The sequence below is a fragment of the Streptosporangium saharense genome, from assembly GCF_014203715.1.
GTDB classification, from domain to species: domain Bacteria; phylum Actinomycetota; class Actinomycetes; order Streptosporangiales; family Streptosporangiaceae; genus Streptosporangium; species Streptosporangium saharense.
Genome location: NZ_JACHJP010000015.1, coordinates 15222 through 32510, shown reverse-complemented (window position 1 = coordinate 32510; position 17289 = coordinate 15222). Strand labels below are relative to the sequence as shown.

General features: G+C 71.0%; 16 protein-coding genes. 10 read left to right on the top strand and 6 right to left on the bottom strand.

Translation table 11 applies throughout. From position 1 onward, the window contains the following. Nucleotides 1-92 precede the first annotated feature (92 nt). The 5 genes from FHS44_RS38230 (at nucleotide 93) to FHS44_RS38210 (ending at nucleotide 4154) form a co-directional block, all read left to right on the top strand. The gene (locus FHS44_RS38230; RefSeq protein ID WP_184725136.1) at nucleotides 93-797 is read left to right on the top strand and encodes a phosphatase PAP2 family protein; all 705 of its coding nucleotides are present in this window, start codon (nucleotides 93-95) and stop codon (nucleotides 795-797) included. Between the two features lie 10 nt (nucleotides 798-807). Next, nucleotides 808-1524, top strand: a complete 717-nt coding sequence (locus tag FHS44_RS38225; RefSeq protein WP_184725134.1) for a phosphatase PAP2 family protein — start codon at nucleotides 808-810, stop codon at nucleotides 1522-1524. 410 nt (nucleotides 1525-1934) lie between these two features. Further along, the gene (locus FHS44_RS38220) at nucleotides 1935-2150 is read left to right on the top strand and encodes a hypothetical protein (RefSeq protein WP_184725132.1); all 216 of its coding nucleotides are present in this window, start codon (nucleotides 1935-1937) and stop codon (nucleotides 2148-2150) included. A 247-nt stretch (nucleotides 2151-2397) separates the two neighbouring features. Next, entirely contained in the window at nucleotides 2398-3213 is an 816-nt protein-coding gene (lepB, locus tag FHS44_RS38215) for a signal peptidase I (protein ID WP_312863987.1), read from the top strand. 95 nt (nucleotides 3214-3308) lie between these two features. Continuing rightward, nucleotides 3309-4154, top strand: coding sequence for a universal stress protein (locus tag FHS44_RS38210; RefSeq protein WP_184725130.1), 846 nt, complete (start codon nucleotides 3309-3311; stop codon nucleotides 4152-4154). 7 nt (nucleotides 4155-4161) lie between these two features. Here the strand turns inward: FHS44_RS38210 and FHS44_RS38205 are convergent, their stop codons facing one another. Both FHS44_RS38205 and FHS44_RS38200 read right to left on the bottom strand, forming a co-directional pair. Beyond that, entirely contained in the window at nucleotides 4162-6081 is a 1920-nt protein-coding gene (locus FHS44_RS38205) for a glycoside hydrolase family 15 protein (RefSeq protein ID WP_184725128.1), read from the bottom strand. Nucleotides 6082-6165: 84 nt separating this feature from the next. Further along, nucleotides 6166-7137, bottom strand: coding sequence for a hypothetical protein (locus FHS44_RS38200; protein WP_184725126.1), 972 nt, complete (start codon nucleotides 7135-7137; stop codon nucleotides 6166-6168). Between the two features lie 251 nt (nucleotides 7138-7388). Here FHS44_RS38200 and FHS44_RS38195 point away from each other — a divergent pair, with 251 nt between their 5' ends. After that, nucleotides 7389-8066, top strand: coding sequence for an HAD family hydrolase (locus tag FHS44_RS38195; RefSeq protein ID WP_184725124.1), 678 nt, complete (start codon nucleotides 7389-7391; stop codon nucleotides 8064-8066). A 94-nt stretch (nucleotides 8067-8160) separates the two neighbouring features. On the opposite strand, the gene FHS44_RS38190 is transcribed toward FHS44_RS38195, so the two are convergent. The 3 genes from FHS44_RS38190 to FHS44_RS38180 form a co-directional block, all read right to left on the bottom strand. Continuing rightward, on the bottom strand, nucleotides 8161-9705 hold the full coding sequence (locus FHS44_RS38190) for an MFS transporter (protein WP_312863994.1): 1545 nt from the start codon (nucleotides 9703-9705) through the stop codon (nucleotides 8161-8163). Nucleotides 9706-9728: 23 nt separating this feature from the next. Then, nucleotides 9729-10280, bottom strand: a complete 552-nt coding sequence (locus FHS44_RS38185; RefSeq protein ID WP_184725122.1) for a TetR/AcrR family transcriptional regulator — start codon at nucleotides 10278-10280, stop codon at nucleotides 9729-9731. An 85-nt stretch (nucleotides 10281-10365) separates the two neighbouring features. Continuing rightward, nucleotides 10366-11112, bottom strand: a complete 747-nt coding sequence (locus tag FHS44_RS38180; protein ID WP_312863986.1) for an ArsR/SmtB family transcription factor — start codon at nucleotides 11110-11112, stop codon at nucleotides 10366-10368. 61 nt (nucleotides 11113-11173) lie between these two features. On the opposite strand from FHS44_RS38180, the gene FHS44_RS38175 reads away from it, so the two are divergent. Beyond that, nucleotides 11174-12502 (top strand): MFS transporter, encoded by a 1329-nt coding sequence (locus FHS44_RS38175; RefSeq protein ID WP_184725120.1) that lies wholly within the window; start codon nucleotides 11174-11176, stop codon nucleotides 12500-12502. Here FHS44_RS38175 and FHS44_RS38170 read toward each other — a convergent pair. Continuing rightward, nucleotides 12479-14767: a M28 family peptidase gene (locus FHS44_RS38170; RefSeq protein ID WP_246436688.1), complete on the bottom strand. Its 2289-nt coding sequence runs from the start codon at nucleotides 14765-14767 to the stop codon at nucleotides 12479-12481. The two genes, FHS44_RS38175 and FHS44_RS38170, sit on opposite strands and share 24 nt — an antisense overlap. Before the next feature lie 151 nt (nucleotides 14768-14918). On the opposite strand from FHS44_RS38170, the gene FHS44_RS38165 reads away from it, so the two are divergent. From FHS44_RS38165 to FHS44_RS38155, 3 genes are read left to right on the top strand one after another with little or no spacing between them, the layout of a single operon-like run. Beyond that, nucleotides 14919-15536 (top strand): DedA family protein, encoded by a 618-nt coding sequence (locus FHS44_RS38165; RefSeq protein ID WP_184725117.1) that lies wholly within the window; start codon nucleotides 14919-14921, stop codon nucleotides 15534-15536. Beyond that, entirely contained in the window at nucleotides 15520-16602 is a 1083-nt protein-coding gene (locus tag FHS44_RS38160) for a sensor histidine kinase (protein WP_184725115.1), read from the top strand. The genes FHS44_RS38165 and FHS44_RS38160 overlap by 17 nt, the downstream gene beginning before the upstream one ends. Then, entirely contained in the window at nucleotides 16593-17243 is a 651-nt protein-coding gene (locus FHS44_RS38155; RefSeq protein WP_184725113.1) for a LuxR C-terminal-related transcriptional regulator, read from the top strand. The genes FHS44_RS38160 and FHS44_RS38155 overlap by 10 nt, the downstream gene beginning before the upstream one ends. Nucleotides 17244-17289: the final 46 nt, after the last annotated feature.

Sequence of the window (17289 nt, the reverse complement as noted above, 5' to 3'; positions counted from 1 at the left end):
CCATGGCATATCCGTCGTCTCTCGGGTAGCGATGGATGATGGCCAGGACACTCAGAGAGCGAAGCAGTCAGGAATCCGACCGTCGCCTGGGGATGCGGCTGACGTTCGCGGTCGGGGCCGCGGTGCTGTTCTCCGTACCGTTCGTGCTGCTGCTGGTGCTCGTGCTGACCTCCTTCAAGCCGCTGAGCGACCTCGACGAGAGCATCGCCCACTGGCTGCACGCCTACGTGCTGGCCGACCCTGACTACGCGCGGCTGCTCAGCGTGTGGACCGAGGTCCTGGGGCCGAACACCTGGCGTGCGCTGGTGGTCCTCGCGGCGGCCTGGGCGTGGTTCCGGGGGGCGCGCCGCCCGGCGATCTGGGCGGTCGTCACGATCACGGCGAGTGGCCTGCTGAACCTGCTGGTCAAGGAGGTCGTGGACCGGGCCAGGCCCGTCATGCCCGATCCGGTCTCCTGGGCTCCGGGGTCGTCCTTTCCCTCGGGGCACTCGATGGCCGCGGCTACCGGGGCGAGTGTGCTCGTGCTGATGCTGCTGCCCCGGCTGAGGGACCCGGCCGCCAGGGCCTCGGCGTGGGTGGTGGCGGCGATCCTGGCGCTCTTCGTGGCGTACTCGCGGGTCGCGCTCGGCGTCCACTGGTTCAGCGACGTGGTCGCGGGGCTCGCGCTCGGCATCGTGGTGACCGCGGCGACGACCGTGGCATTCGAGCGGTGGCGGCGGGAGGAGGGGCGCAGGCCCGCCGAGCCGCACATGGAGGGGGTCGAGCCGGAGGCGTTCTCCCGGGGCGATCGCGGGTAGCCGGGACCCCATGGCGAAACCCTCCTTCGACCTCCGGGGCGCGCTGCGCCTGATCCTGCTCCCCCTGGCCATCATGACCGCGCTGACGATCGGCGTCGGGCTGGTGATCACCAGAATCCTGGAGACGACCACGCTGGCCGCCAACGATGAAGGGGTCAACCGGGAACTGGCCCACGGGCGCACGGCGATCCTGAACACGATCACCGACAGGATGACCAGCCTGTCCGACATGCCGACGATCATCATCGCCACGGCCGTGCTGCTGGTCGCCTTCAGACTGGTCTTCCGGCGCTGGAACGAGTCGGCGTTCCTGGTGCTGGCCGTCTTCTCCCAGTCGGCGATCTTCCTGCTGGCCACGGTCTTCGCCCAGCGCGAGCGGCCCCCGGTCCAGCGTCTCGACCCCGCGCCTCCCACGTCGAGCTTCCCCTCGGGGCACACCAGCGCCGCGGTCGCCTTCTACTGCGGTCTCGCCCTGGTGCTGACCCTGCACACCCACCGCCACAGGTGGCTCAACGGGCTGTGGTGGCTGGTCGGCCTCGCGGTCCCGCTGGGGATCGCCTACTCCCGGATGTACCGCGGCATGCACCACCTGAGCGACGTGGCCTGGGGGCTGCTGCTCGGGGCCGTCTGCGTGGCGGTCGCGGCGAACGCGCTGCTGCTGCGGCCGGTGCTGACCTCACCTCGTCAGGAGGACCGGGAGGCCCGGGACGCGGTCGCCTCCCCCTGAGAGCTCCTTGAGGGTTCTAGCTGAGGAAACAACAAGGGCGCGGATTCTGACAAAGATCAGCAATGAGCGCCGTCAATCTTGTGATATGCGACCGTTTACTGAATTTTCCACTCGAAGCCGGGGCGAGACAGGGAAGATGATGGCAAAAAGGTTTGTTGCCAGAGTCACACCGTTCGATCCCCCACACTGGACCTTCGAAAGCCACAATGGCCAACGCGGGGCGTCGTGATACACGGATGAGATCATGAAAAATCATCCAATATTACGATCCGTGCATATAAAGCTACTTTACGCTACGAAGTAGGATAGAAGCCTCGATTGGGAGATTAAGGACTTTCCATCGGGGAACCAGAAGCCAGCCGGCCGGACATCCAGCGTTCGACGGCTACCCTCAGGAAGGAAGCCGTCCCATGGATCGTCAGCCGATTGTGTGCAATACCTGTACGGGCGTTCTTCTCACCACGGACTCCCGTGACTACACCACGCAGCGTGGCCGCCTGATCGTCACCAACGGTTACTGCTCCTGCCCGCCCGCGCAGAAGGCCACCCCCGCGGTCACTTCGGCGACCGCCCCCGAGCCCCTCGCGCAGCGCCCGGTGACCGAGACGGCGATGGTGAACGCCTGAGTACGGCTCAGCCGTACAGGGAGGCGATGACGGCCAGACCGCTCGTCCCGACCAGGCCGATCAGGACGAGGACGGCGATGATCCGGTTTCTCATGGAAAACGAGCCTACCCGGCCTCCCGAGCGCCTCCCCGGAGTCGGAGACGGGATCGCCTCGACGTGAAGCGCCGGATGTAGGCATGATCTAGTCTCGTCAACGAGAAACATCGAAGGCCGGGGCGGGGAGCACACCACCCCGCCGGGGACGGGGTGCACGTGGTCGCGGAGGACGTGGAGCAGCCGGCCAGGGGCGGCAAGGGCAACAAGAAGAAGGGCTCTCTCTGGCGGGAGCTGCCCATCATGATCGTAGTCGCTCTCCTGCTGGCCCTGCTGATCAAGACCTTCATCGTCCAGGCGTTCTACATCCCGTCCGGATCGATGGAGAACACGCTCCAGGTCAACGACCGGGTCCTGGTCAACAAGCTCGTCTACCGGGTGCGCGACATCGAGCGCGGTGACGTGGTGGTCTTCTCCGGGGTCGACTCCTGGAAGGACGAGGTCGACTTCGAGGAGCCCTCGAACCCGGTCACCGGCGCCCTCAACTGGGTCGGCTCCCTCTTCGGCCTGGTCCCCACCGAGAAGGACTTCATCAAGCGGGTCATCGGTGTCCCCGGCGACAAGGTGCAGTGCTGTGACGGCCAGGACCGCATCACGGTCAACGGCGTCCCCCTTGAGGAGAAGGCCTACCTGTTCCCGGGCAACAAGCCCTCGACGACGCCGTTCGAGATCACGGTCCCGCCGGGCCGCCTGTGGGTGATGGGTGACCACCGGCAGGTCTCCGCCGACTCCCGTGCCCACCAGGGTGACCCCGGTGGCGGCGCCGTACCGATCGACCATGTGGTCGGCAGGGCCTTCGTGATCGTCTGGCCGTTCTCGCACGCCGGTGTCATCTCCATCCCCGACACCTTCTCCCAGCCCGCGCTGAGCGCGACGGCGGCCCTCGGCTCCGAGGCGCCACTGCTGGTCGGGGCCGCCTTCGCGGTCCCCCTCGTCCGCTGGCGCTCCCGCAGACGCCGCAACCGCTGACCCTCTAATCCCCGAGGTTTTACGGGTGCGGTGTTCCCCCTGGTCAGCAAAGTGTGACAAGGATGGAGACAGGGGACACGGGGGGAGGCACCACGATGCGGTACAACGCCGAAGAGCGGCCTGTGGTCGCCGGGTACGACGGCTCCGAGGCCAGTGAACGGGCCCTCAGGTGGGCCGCGGAAGAGGCCAGGCTGCGGTTCGCCCCGCTGGTCGTCTGCCACGCCTGGCAGTGGTCCCAGGGGACGCCGGTCCCGCTGGCCAGCATGGAGACCGTACGGCGCCTCGGCAGTCAGGTGCTCGACAAGGGCGTTGACCTGGCACGGAGGCTGGCCCCCCGCATCGAGGTCAGGACCTCGCTCGACCTGGGGTCGCCGTCCGTCGTCCTGATGAGCGAGTCCGGCGCCGCCGACCTGCTCGTGGTCGGCAGGCGCGGCTCCGGCGGCTTCGCGGAGCTGCGGATCGGCTCGACCGCCGTCCAGCTCGCCGCGCACGCCTACTGCCCGGTGGCCGTCGTCGGGGAACGGCCCGCTCCCGCGACGAACCTGGTGGTCGTCGGGGTGGACGCGACAGCCCCGGAACGGCTTGAGCTGCGGCTGGCGTTCGAGCAGGCGTGGCTGCGCAAGGCGTCGCTGCGGGCGATCTGCCTGATTCCCGAGGAGGCCAGGGACGCCCGGGAGTACACGGTCGGCTTCCGGCGGGCCGTCTCGCTCCTTGAGGAGAGGTACGGCCAGGTGAACGTGGAGACCGTCGTCGTGGACGACTCCCACGTCGCGGCGCTGCAGCGGGCAGCCCAGGACGCGGACGTGGTGGTCGTCGGGGACCGGGGCTGGGACGACCCTGTCGAACTGCCGCTGGGCGTGGTCTGTCAGGCGCTGCTGCGCGGGGCGCCCTGCCCGGTCGTCGTCGCCCCCTCCCACCGGCCGCTCAGCGTCTCCCGCTGACCCGGTCTCACAGCGGGTCGGTAGCGGGGTTGCGCCAGGTACGGCCACCGAACCTGCCGCGTTCGGCCCTGATGATGTGGATGACCGCGTTGATGAGGGCCAGGTGGGTGAACGCCTGGGGGAAGTTCCCGAGCTGACGCCCGCTGAGGGGGTCGATCTCCTCGGCGTAGAGGCCGAGCGGGCTGGCGAAGGAGAGCACCTTCTCGCAGAGCCTGCGGGCCCTGAAGTGCTCCCCGATCTCCGTCAGGGCGGAGACCAGCCAGAACGAGCAGATCGTGAACGTCCCCTCCTCCCCGGTCAGGCCGTCGTCGGTCTCCTTGGGCAGGTAGCGCAGCACCAGGTCGTCCACGGTCAGCTCGTCGGCGATGGCCAGCACGGTGTCGCGGACCCTGGGGTCGGTCGGCGGCAGGAACCCGACCAGCGGGATGAGCAGGAGCGAGGCGTCCAGGGCGTCGGAGCCGTAGCGCTGGGTGAAGACCCCCCGCTCGCTGACGCCGTTGGCGCACACGTCGGCGTGGATCTCGTCGGCGACCCGCCGCCAGCGCGCGGCCAGGGAGGTGTCCAGGCGGAGCCTGGCCAGCCGGGCGCCCCTGTCCACGGCGACCCAGCACATGATCTTGGAGCTGGTGAAGTGCTGCGGTTCGCCGCGCACCTCCCAGATGCCCCGGTCGGGCTCCCGCCAGTATTTGATCGCGGCCTCGACCTGGCGCCGCAGGACGGGCCAGATGCGCTCGTCGAGGCGGTCCCTCGACCTGGTGTGGATGTAGAAGGAGTCGAGGACCGCCCCCCAGACGTCGTTCTGCCGGTGGCTGTAGGCGTCGTTGCCGACCCGGACGGGCCGGGAGTTCTCGTAGCCGGTGAGGTCGTCGAGGACACGCTCCTCAAGGACGCGTTCGCCGTCCACGCCGTACATGACCTGGAGTTCCCCGCCACGCTCGGCGACGTCGGCGATGAACCAGAAGAAGTCGTCGGCCTCCCAGTCGAAGCCCAGCGTGTACAGGCCCCACAGGGCGAAGGTCGAGTCCCTGATCCAGCTGTAGCGGTAGTCCCAGTTGCGGTCGCCGCCGGGCGTCTCGGGCAGGGAGGTGGTCGCCGCCGCGACCAGCGCGCCGCTGGGGGCGAAGGTCAGGCCCTTGAGGGTCAGCGCGCTGCGCTCCAGGAAGCTCCGCCACGGGTGGTCGGGGAAGTCTCCCCTGGCCAGCCAGTGCTGCCAGTGGTGGGCGGTCCACACGAGCCTGTCATAGGCCTCGTCGAAGGTGTAGGGCGGCTCGTGGACGGTCCAGGTCAGCGCGCAGAAGCGGGTGTCGCCCTCCTTCAGCAGAGTGCGCGCGGTCGCCCTGGTGGCCTCGAAGCCGAGCCGCATGTCGGTGGTGAGCCGCAGCTCCAGGCTCTCTCCCTCGGCCCTGGCGAGGCCCTGGTGGTAGCCCCTGTCGGTGTAGGACCACTGGGCGGGAGTGCGGCCGTAGCCGAACATGGGCTCGCAGTCCAGCGTGACCTGCACCTCCCCGCTGACGCAGCGCACCGTGCGCAGCAGGACGTGGCTGGCGTCGTAGTCGGTCGGCGCCCTGCGGTGGGTGTGGGACAGCTCGTCGTGGTGGTGCCACGGGCCCATGACCAGCAGGTCGCGCACGACGATCCAGCCGGTCGCCGTGCCCCAGCTCGTCTCCAGGACCATGGTGCCCGGCAGGTAGCGCCGCGCCGAGGGAACCCTGATGTCGGCGGGACCGAGGCGGAAGCCCCCGGCGTCCCGGTCCAGCATGGCGGCGAACACGCTGGGTGAGTCGATCCGCGGCAGGCAGAACCATTCGACGTTCCCGCTCGGCGCGACCAGGGCGGTCGTCTCACAGTCGGACAGGAACGCGTAGTCCGCGATGGGAGGGAACGGGGAGCAGTCGCGGAGCACGCCCGTCAAGGGGTTCACCGTCATCGGACCCCGCCTTCCCAACCGGCCCCAAGCCGGTCGTCTCTTCCCATTTTAGGGATGAAACCGCAGGTGGGAAGGGGTGCACCCTCAGTCGGCGCCGGGTTGGGGCAGGGGTATCCTGAGCCTTCGCAACGCGGCGGCGAACTCCTTGGCCGGGTCGCCGAGATAGCTCCACGGGGCACCGCGCCCGACGCGGTTCCCGACCTGCCTGAGATGCCTGGCCGCGAGGTCGTGTGTGCCGGCCTCGCGGATGAAGACGGCCCCGAACAGGTGGTGGGCCTCCAGATCGCGGGGGTGCGCGGTGGCGTGGGCCGTCCAGCGGCGTTCCGCCTCCTTCAGTTCTCCGACGACGCGCTCGGAGAAATACCGCATGCTGAACTTCATGTAGGCCACCATCTTGTTCTCGACCACGAGACGGCGTTCCTCGGCGCGTAGATACTCCAGATGCGCGAGCGCCAGCATCGAGGTGAGCGGATTTCCCGGGGGCGCGAGCGCCACCGCTTCACGGGCGTGCGAGAACATCTCCTCGTGGGAACCGCCCCACTTCTCCGAAAGCGCCTGAAGCCTCGCCCAGTGGGCGGAGAAGAGCGTGGCGGAACGGGCGACGGTCTCCTCCCAGATCTCGTCCTCCTCGGTCCTGTCGAACTGCATCCCCAGCGCGAACCAGATCATGGACTCCCACGGCACGGGGTCGTACGGACGCAGTCTCGCGGCCTCCATGAGGGGCTCGTGGGCACCGGACAGGGTGGCGAAGAACATCTTGAACCGGTCCTCACCCGTCTCTCCTGAGAACCCCGCGCCCCGGATGACCCACGCCTCGTCGATGACCGTACGGCCAAGCCAGAGCAGGATGTCGGCGCGGTCGCGGGACCCGGCGAGCAGGTCGGCGATGCCCTGGCTCCTGCCGACCGCGGCCCGGCTGAGCGCGTCGAGCCGGAGCGAGCGTAACTCCGGGTCACGGTGGGTCTCCCCGAGGAGGACGAGCCCCGCGTTGAGGTAGCCCTCCTCGACCGCCTCGACGGCGGCGTCAAGGGCGATGTCGTTCCAGGGGCGCCCCACGACGAAGGTGCCTCCGACAGCTCGTCCGCCTTTCCGGCGCCGGAAGATTCTCATAGAAGGCCATTTTTAGCACTTCGCGTTTGCCAAGGTGATCGAAAAACACAAAAGACGCGATCTCCCGTCCATATGACATACCTGAAATACAACTTTATGGAGAGATTCGTTGGAGAATCTGGGCAGGCTAATCAGGGGATCGTCCCGTCCCTCAGGAAATCGTGGAAAGCTCCTGTTCACGGCTAAGGTCCGACCAGGTGACACAGAACCGGAACGTCGAGGGACTCCTGTTCGACCACGACACGGCCGCGGCGTTCACGGCGGCGCTCACCGAGACCGCGGGCCCCGGCGTCGACCACGAGGCGGCGCGGCGCCGCTGGTCGGAGCTCGAACACCACGCCATGGACCGCTATCTCGCCGGTGAGCTCACCTTCACCGGGCAGCGCCGTCTGCGGGTGACAACCCTCTTCGCCGAACTCGGCCTGGGATCCTGGGAGGCGCCGCGGGCGGACGCCTGGTTCACGGGCTACCTGCGGCACTACGAGGCCGCCTGGCGCGCCTTCCCCGACGTCGCGCCCTGCCTGGCGGCACTGGCCGCGTCCGCCGGGGAGCCGCTCCGGCTCGGGATCATCACCAACGGGGACGCCGCGCAGCAGCGGAAGAAGGTCGAACGCGTCGGGCTCGGTACGGCGCTGCCCGTGCTGGTCACATCGAGCGAGGTCGGCGTCGCCAAGCCGCGGGCGGAGATCTTCCACGCGGCCTGCGCGGCGATCGGGCTGCCTCCCGAGCGGGTGGCCTACGTCGGCGACCGGCACGACGTGGACGCCGCCGCAGCGACGGCCGCCGGGCTGAACCGGGCGGGGGCTCCCGGCCCTGACGGGCTGCCCGCCGTACGGAACCTGGTCGAGGTTCCCGCGCTGCTCAGGCCCGCCTGACGGGTGTGTCGCCGGTACGGCTCCCGCGTGCCGTACCGGTGACGCCCTCCGCGTGGATCAGCGGCCGGTCACGGCACGCACCCGCCGTCCCCGGTCACGTGGATCTCAACGGGACGTCCGTATCCTCCGGCGCGTCAGGACCCGAGTGTCCACCCGTCAACTCCAGGTCGCGGGGGGTCAGGGTGAAGACCGCGACGGTGATCCCGAGCATGATCAGGCCGCTGATCAGCCCGACCTGGGCCAGGGAGGTGGTGAAGGCCTCCTGTGCCCGTACGGCGAGCTCCACGGCGCCGTTCCTCGTGGCGATCTCCAGCGCCGCCCCCAGCGACTCTCCCGCCGGGTCGGAGTCGGCCGCCCCCAGGTGGGAGCGGTAGACGACGGCGGCCACGCTGCCCAGGATCGCCACGCCCAGGACGCTGCCCAGGTCGTAGGAGGTCTCCTCGATGGCCGCGGCGCTGCCCGCCTTCTCCTGCGGGCTGCTCGACATGATGACCACCGAGGCCACCGCCAGCGACCCCATCGCGGCCCCCTGCAGCGCAAGCACCACGGCGACCCACGGGTAGGCCAGGGGCTGCGGGGCCAGCGGCAGCAGCAGGAACCCGGCCGCGGACACCCCGAGGCCCGCCGCCAGCACCGTGCGGGCGCCGATCCTGGTGGCCAGCGCGGGCGCGAGCGGGGAGACGACGGCCGCGCCCGCCGCCAGCGGCAGCAGTAGCACCCCCGCCATCAGCGGCGAGTGCCCCTCGACCAGTTGCAGCCACTGGGCGACCAGCAGCAGCGCCGCCGACATCGCGAGCATCGCCGTCAGCGCGGCCATGACCGAGGCGGTGAAGGCCCGGCTGCCGAACAGGCGCACGTCAAGCAGCGGATCGGGACGGCGCAGGCAGCGCACCACGAACCAGGTCAGCGTCATGATCGCCAGCACCAGGACCGTCCAGGCGAGGGGGTTGGCCAGGCCGTCGGCGGAGAAGTGCTTGGCCAGGTCCTTGATCGCCCACACCAGCGCGACCATGCCCGCGATCGACAGGCCGGTCGCCAGCGGGTCCAGCCTGCCGGGCCGTGCCGCGCGGGCCTCGGGCAGCAGCCAGATCCCGGCTACCAGTCCCGTGAGGGCCAGCGGCACGTTCAGCAGGAACGCCGCGTGCCAGGAGAAGCGCTCAAGCAGCAGCCCGCCGATGATCGGCCCGAACGCCACGCCTCCCGAGGAGACCGCCGCCCACACGCCCAGCGCCTTGGCCCGCTCGGCCGGATCGGTGAACACCGTACGGATCATCGAGAGTGTCGTCGGCATGATCATCGCCCCGCCGACGCCGAGCAGCGCCCGCACGGCGATCACCGCCTCCGCGGTGTCGGCGGCCAGCACCAGCAGCGAGGCCAGGCCGAAGACCCCGAACCCGGTCAGCAGCATCCGCTTGCGGCCCCACCGGTCGGCCAGCGCGCTCATCGTCACCAGCAGCCCGGCCAGGACCAGGGAGTACACGTCCACGATCCACAGTTGCTGGGCCGCCGAGGGCCGCAGGTCGGCCGCCATCTCGGGGAGCGCGACGTTCAGCACGGTCAGGTCGATCCCGATCGCCAGGAGGCTGCCCGACAGCACCGCCAGGGCCGCCCAGCGCCGCCACGCGGCCCCCTCCTGGATCTCCTTGGCACGGTCGACGGTGCTCACTCGCCACCCTCCCTCAGGAGGCGGGTGGCCATCTCGGTCACGAAGGCCGCGTCGACGGGCTCGTCGTGCAGGATCGCGTGCACGGACACCCCGTCGGCGAACAGCGAAAGCGCCCGCGCGGTCTCCATGTCGGTGTGGGCGGACAGCACCTCGGCCAGGCCGTCCGACCAGCGCCGCGCCAGGGGCCGCAGCGCCGGATGCCGGACCGCGGCGACGAAGAGCGCCGCGTCCGCCCGGACCCGCGCCTGGTCGCTCATGTAGGCGTGCAGCATCTCCGCCAGCGTCTCCGACTTGGACATGCCCGCCGCGAGCCCCTCCTCGGTCTCCCTCAGGTCGCCCTCGATGTGCTCGGCCAGGTGCCGCAGGGCCTCCTCGCGAAGCTCGTCGAGGGAGGAGAAGTAGTAGGTCGTGGCCCCGAGCGGCACCCCGGCGCGCTCGGCCGCCCGCCGATGGGTCAGCTCGGCTCCGCCGTCCTCGACGAGAAGCTCGGCCGCGGCCTCGATGATCGCCCGGCGACGCCCCTCGGGGTCCCGCTTCGCCTGTGCCATCTCTGCCCCCTTTTCTAGTACAAATGTACCTGTACGAATGTACCAGAAGGTTGGCATGCCGTACGGCGCGCACTCGGAGGAGCGGTCAGTCGGCGAGTTCGTAGGAGAAGGTGGCCGCGAGGCCCCGTTTGCCCGGTTCCGTGAGGTGGACGACCCGGGGCGAGACGCCGTACCGCAGCCAGCCGAGGGCGAACAGGCGGGCGGTGAGCGCCGCGCCCAGGCTCCCGGCGAGGTGGTGGCGCCGCTCGCTCCAGTCGACGCAGTAGAGCACCACCGGGCGCCGACCGGCGCGCAGGCGGTCGAGGTCGATGCCGAAGCCGCCGAAGACCTCCCCGCCCGCCTCGGTCAGGTGATACTCCACGGCCCGGCCGTAGGTCGCGGGCAGGTCGGTTCCCCGCGCGCCCTCCGGCCTCAGCAGTCCCCGGCTGACGAAGGTCTCCATGAGCCCGACCCCGAGGGAACCGGCGAGGTGGTCGTAGCAGGTGCGTGACCTGCGCAGGGCGTTCTCCCTGGTGCTGACCCGCAGCGAGGCGACCGGGGCCGGGAGGGGCGGGGCGATGACCGCGAGCGCCTCAAGGGCGGTGACGACCTCGGGACCGGCGAGCCGGTGCCGGTGGTGCCGCCCGCGCTGCTCGCCGACGACCAGTCCGGCCTCGGTCAACTGCCGCAGGTGCACACTCGCCGTCGCCAGGCTGACCCCGGCCTCCTCGGCAAGGTCGCTCGTGGTCAGCGGGCGGCCGTCGGCGAGCGCCTTGAGCATGCGGGCGCGGGAGGCGCCGGCGAGCAGGCGCGCGGCGCGGGCGATGTCCGGGTCCCGTCGCGGCTGGTCCACGGCCCGAACGTACAACGACGGTTAGGGAGATGACTAAGCGACCCCGCCAGACCATACGGTCATGAGTCTCCCCAAACCGCTCGTGGCGCTGAGCCTCGGCTACTTCCTGGTCATGCTCGACGTCACCGTCGTCAACGTCGCCGTCCCGGCCATCGGGGAGTCCGTCCACACCGACGCCTCGGCCCTGGCGTGGGTCGTCGACGGATACAGCACGGTCTTCGCGGGCCTGCTGCTGCTCGGCGGCGGTCTCGGCGACCGGCTCGGGCACCGCGGGGTCCTCCTGACCGGGCTCGGCGTGTTCACCGTCGCCTCCCTCGGTTGCGGGTTCGCGACGGCTCCCCTGCCGCTGGTCGCGGCGAGGATGCTCCAGGGTGTCGGCGGGGCGCTGCTGGTGCCGACGTCGCTGGCGCTGCTGGCCGCCGCCCACCCTTCTCGTACGGCCAGGGCCAGGGCGATCGGGGTGTGGGGCGGCGTCGCCGGGGTCGCCTTCGCCGCGGGTCCCCTGGTCGGCGGTCTCCTGGTGGCCGGGCTGAGCTGGCGGGCCGCGTTCTGGATCAACGTGCCGGTCGCGCTCATGGCCGGGTGGCTCACCCTTCGGCACGTCCCCGCGACCCATACCGTCAGATGTGGGCTCGACCCCGTCGGGCAGGTCCTCGGCGTCGTCGGCCTGACCGCGCTCGCGGCCACGCTCAACGAGGCCGGAACCCGGGGCTGGACGTCACCGCCGGTGCTCACGGCCCTCGGGGTGGGGGTCGTCGCGCTCGGGCTGTTCGTCCTGGTCGAACGGCGCCCCGGAGCCCTGCTGCCGCCCTCGCTCTTCCGCTCCCCCGGTTTCTCCCAGGCCGCCGCGATCGGGGTGCTGCTCAACCTCGGCTACTACGGCATGCTCTACCTGGCCACGCTGTACTTCCAGAACGAGCGCGGCTACGGCGCCCTCGGCACCGGGATCGCGCTGGTGCCGACCGTGTGCACGGCGGTGTTCGCCGCCCCGCTCTCCGGCCGCCTGACCGCCCGTTACGGCCCCCGCCTCCCGATGGCCGGGGCGCTGCTGCTGGGGGCGGCCGGTTTCCTCGGCTGGCTGCTCGCCGGGCCGGGCACCCCCTACTGGCAGTTGCTGCCCGCCCTGGTCATCACGGGCCTGGCGACCCCGGCCACCGTCCCCGCCGCGACCGCCGCCATCGTGCAGGCCGTACCCGACGACAGCGCGGGCGTCGCCTCGGCGGTGTTCAACGTCGCCAGGCAGATCGGCAACGCCGTGGGCGTCGCCCTGTTCAGCACCGTCCCCGGCCTCCACCCCGCCGCCCTGATCGCCTCCGGCGCCTTCCTCACGGGCGCGCTCCTGGCCCTGACATCAGCCACGACCACCTCACCGCGCGCCCTCATCGCGTGAGCCAGGGCGCAGCGTGTAGCCGCGAGTGATCGCGACGAGGTCGCCGTCCTCCCTCGTCGCCGCGACCAGTTCGCCGGGTCTGGGCACGAACCCGGGCACCCTGGACAGGCCGTCGGTCTCGGAGATCGCGATGACGCGGACCTGCTCCGCGGGCGTGAGCCGTACGGTGACCTGGACTCCTTGGGCGGGAATGCCACGGAAGCGGATCTCGCCGGGCCAGGTGCCCGCGCGCTCGCCGGTGACGGGCACGTTCGCCTGACCGAACCGGCCCGCGGACACTCCCGCCCAGGTGATCGGGCGGTCCAGCCGCAGCGTCACGGAACGGGCGCCCCTGCCCGCGGTCACCCGCATTCTGAGCGTGGTGCCGTCGTAGGCCGAGACGGCGACCCTCGGGCCGTCCGCCGTGATCGCCGGGGCGGGCCCGGTCCACAGGGAACCCCGCGCGTAGCCGGGCGGCAGCGCCGTCACGTCACGGCCGGTGACGTACCGCCGCGTCCACTCGGCGGGCTCGGGGTCCGCGCTGACCCAGCGCGCGGCGCGCGTGTCGGCGTCCATGACATACGCCAGGTGCGTACGGCCCGGCCGCCCGGCGTCGAACCCGTCCGTGACCAGCCCCACCCCGACCAGGACGAGAGCCAGGACGGCGGCGGTCAACGGTACGGCGCGGCTCGGCTTGAGCGGTTCGGCGAGCGGCGAGACACCCAGCCAGAACAGTGCCAGCACCAGCGCGCCGACCCCGCCGAGCGCCAGGCCCATCCCGTCGAAGACGTTCCAGGCCAGGGAGGGCAGCAGCGCCCCGGCCGTGACCGGTCCCAGCGTCGTCGCGGCCACCCGCACCCAGGCCGGTGCGCCGGTCACGAGGGCCGCGAGCGCGCCGAGCGCGCCCGTCAGCGCGGGCAGGGTGAACAAAAATGCCGCTCCCGGGGCGAACCAGGCGCACAGCGCGCCAAGCCCGGCCAGCCAGAACAGCCCGCCCGCCGCCAGCGCGACCGGGCCGAGCCTGCGGCGCAGCGACAGATACCAGCAGAGCACCGCGAACGCGGACAGCGCCGCGATCGACCCTTCGAAGGCCAACGGCCGGTGCAGAAGACCGCCCATCGTGTCGTAGGCGGGCCGCAGGCCGACCAGCAGTTCCCACAGCCCCTGGGCCAGCACGACCGACACGACCAGCGGCAGGACGGCCGAGACCGTCGCGACCGCCAGCCGGGGAAGGGTCAGCAGCCGCCGTGCCCTGCCGTACACCACCAGGGCGATCACCGCCAGCAGGGCCAGCACCGCCAGCGGCAGGACGGCCGTGTCCGGGTAGGTGATCATGACGCCGAAGGCGCGGAAGTAGGTGACGTCGTGGTCGGAGGTCAGCGTCCGCAGGTCGGTGCCGCCCAGGGCGCGGGTCATCGCGAGCATGTTGGAGCCGTGGTGCTGCAGGCTGCCGGGGTCGAGGTTCGCGATGGAGTCCCCGGCGGTGTGGTAGAGCGAGGAACCCCTGATGTAGGCGAAGTTCATGCCGGTGAACCCGGCCCTGGTCAGCGGGGTGAAGTCGGTGTTGTTGGGCAGCAGCCGGTACAGCTCGACCATCGAGGAGTCGCCGCGCGGGGCGGGGACGGCACCGGCGAACATCTCGACCAGCCGGGCGTTGTTCCTCGATGTCTCGAACATCAGCGAGGGGCCGCGCACTCCCCTGGCCTCCCAGTTCAGCAGCACCCCGCCGCCCCGGCCGAGCGGGTGTCGCCTGACGAACGCCTCGGCGCCGAGCACGCCGTCCTCCTCGCCGTCCGACATCAGCAGCACGACGTCGTTGCGTGGGCCGGTTCCCGCGCGCAGCGCCCTGACCGTCTCGATCATCGCGGCCACCGCCGTACCGTCGTCCGAGGCGCCCGGCCCCATCGCCGCCGAGTCGTAGTGGGCGGCGATGAGCACCGTGCCCGTCGGGTCGGTCCCGGGGAGCTTGGCCACGACATTGTCGACCTGGCCGAACGTCGCCAGCCCCGAGGCCGGACGGGCTCCCACGGCCCGCTGGACCTCGACCTGGAGGCCCTCGGCCCTCAGTTTCCCGGCCAGATAGTCCCTGGCCCGGTCACCCGCCGGGCTGCCGACGGGCCGTGGTTCGGTGGCGAACTCCCTCAGGTGGCCCAGGGCGCGTTCCGCGCTGAACTCCCCGGTGGGCGCCGAGGCGGGCAGGGGTTGCATGGTGCTGTCGGCCATCGCGGTCAGCACGATCACCATGACCAGGACGGCGAGGACGGCCAACTTCGGTTTTGTGGACATGGTCGGCGACGGTAGGTACTGCCGCCGCCCCCGCGACATGAGGCGGCTGCCCGAACCTCGCTGTGGTTTCCCGCAGGTGTGGTTTTCCACAGCCTGAAACGGTCACACGCCTCATGGTGGCCATATCCTGTGCGTTCATAACCTGCCGGACATGACGGATTGGCTGGTTGAACTGATGGAAAGCCTCGGCGCGCCGGGGGCCGGATTCGCGGTCGCGATGGAGAATCTCTTCCCTCCCATCCCGAGCGAGGTGATCCTGCCGCTGGCGGGCTTCGCCTCCTCCCGGGGTGAGATGAACCTGCTGGGCGTGCTGCTGTGGACCACGACCGGCTCGGTGGTCGGCGCGCTCGCGCTGTACTGGATCGGCGCGATGCTCGGCCGCGAGCGCGTCCTGGCCCTGGCCGCGCGCGTCCCGCTGCTGAAGGTCGCCGACATCGACAAGACGGAGGCGTGGTTCCTCAGGCACGGCCGCAAGACCGTGTTCCTCGGCAGGATGATCCCGATCTTCCGCAGCCTGATCTCGATCCCGGCCGGGGTCGAACGCATGCCGCTCGGCGTCTTCACGGCCCTGACCGCCGCGGGCAGCCTCATCTGGAACACCGTCTTCGTGCTGGCCGGATATCTCCTCGGGGAGAACTGGTCCCTGGTCGAGCCCTATGTCAGCTTCGGCACCAACGTGGTGATCGCCGTGGTCGCGCTGGCCGTGCTCGTCTTCGTCGCTCTCCGGCTCAACGAGCGGTACAAGGGGCGGCATGCGGCCCGTGGTTAGGGGGCTCCGGCTGCTCGGGGCGGTGGTCCTCGGCACGTTCACGGCCCTGGTCGGCCTGCTCTTCGTGCTGGTCACGCTGCCGTTCCCGGGACGGCCCCGGGTTCGGGCGGCGGCCAGGCGGCTTGCCGTACTCGAAACCCGGCGGCTCGGTCTCGACCTCACCCCGCGGGGCGGGAGCGAGACGCGCTACCTCGCTGCCAGGGCTCCGGTCGGCGTGCTCGGCGGCCTGGTGGTCTTCCTGCTCGGGTGCGGCGTGGCCACGGCCGCCGCCCTGGCGTGGTCGTGGGGCAGGGGCCTGCCGTTCGACGGCATGATGCCGACCCCGCCGCTGGTCGCCTACATCTGCCTGGGCGGGATCGTCCTGCTCTTCCTCGACCTGTCCGGCCTGGCCGGGGTGGACGCGCTCGAACGGCGGCTGGCCGTACGGATGCTCGCTCCCGACCCGACGGAGGCGCTGCGGCGCAGGATCACCGAGCTGACCGAGAGCAGGGCGGGGGCGCTGGCCGCGGTCGACTCGGAGCGGCGCAGGATCGAGCGTGACCTGCACGACGGGGTGCAGCAACGGCTGGTCGCGCTGTCGATGCTGGCGGGACGGGCCCGCAGGGGGCGGACCGAGCTGCTCGAACAGCTCCACGAGCAGGCCCAGCAGGCGCTGACCGAGCTTCGCGAGGTGGCCTGGCGGGTCTACCCCTCCGCGCTCGACTCCCTGGGGCTCTCCGAGGCGCTCGCCGGGGTTGCCGAACGCGCCGCGGTTCCGGTCAAGGTCGTCTGCGAGCTGCCCGGACGGCTGCCCTCGACTGTCGAGACGGCTGCCTACTTCGTGGTCAGCGAGGCGGTGACCAACGCCGACAAGCACTCGGGGGCGGGCCTGGTCACCGTCGAGGTCCACGGGTACGGCACGATGGTCGTCGTGCGCGTGCGAGACGACGGTGTCGGCGGGGCCGACGCGACGGGTGACGGTCTGTCCGGGCTGGCGGGCCGGGTGGCCGCGCTCGACGGCCGCCTCACCGTGAGCAGCCCGTACGGCGGGCCGACCGTGATCATGGCCGAGCTGCCGTGCGGGTGATCCTGGCCGAGGACTCGACCCTGCTCAGAGAGGGTCTGGTACGGCTGCTCGCCGAGGAGGGCCACGAGGTCCTCGCCGCGGTCGGCGACGGCGAGGCCCTGGTCGAGGCCGTCTTGCAGGCCGGGACGGACGTCGACGCCGTGGTCGCCGACGTCCGGATGCCGCCGACCCACACCGACGAGGGCCTGCGCGCGGCCCTGGAGATCAGGCGGCTCCGGCCCGACGTCAGGGTGCTGGTGCTGTCGCAGTACGTGGAGAAGAAGTACGCCACCGAGCTGATGAGCGGCGACATCGAGGGCGTCGGCTACCTCCTCAAGGACCGGGTGGCCCAGGTCAGCGACTTCCTTGAGGCACTCGACCGCGTCGGGGCCGGGGGGACGGCCTTCGACCCCGAGGTGGTACGGCAACTGCTCGCGCGCACCAGCCACGCCGACCCGCTGACCAAACTGACCGCGCGGGAACGGCAGGTGCTTGAGCTGATGGCGCAGGGCCTGACCAACGCCTCGATCGCCCAGACGCTGCACGTGTCGCAGAGCGCGGTCGAGAAGCACGTCAACGCCCTGTTCGACAAACTCGAACTGTCACACACCACCGGCTACAGCCGCCGGGTCCTGGCCGTACTGCGCTACCTGGGCTCCTGAACACCAGGCAGGGAATCGAGCCCGGGCCTTGGCCGTACCGCGCCAC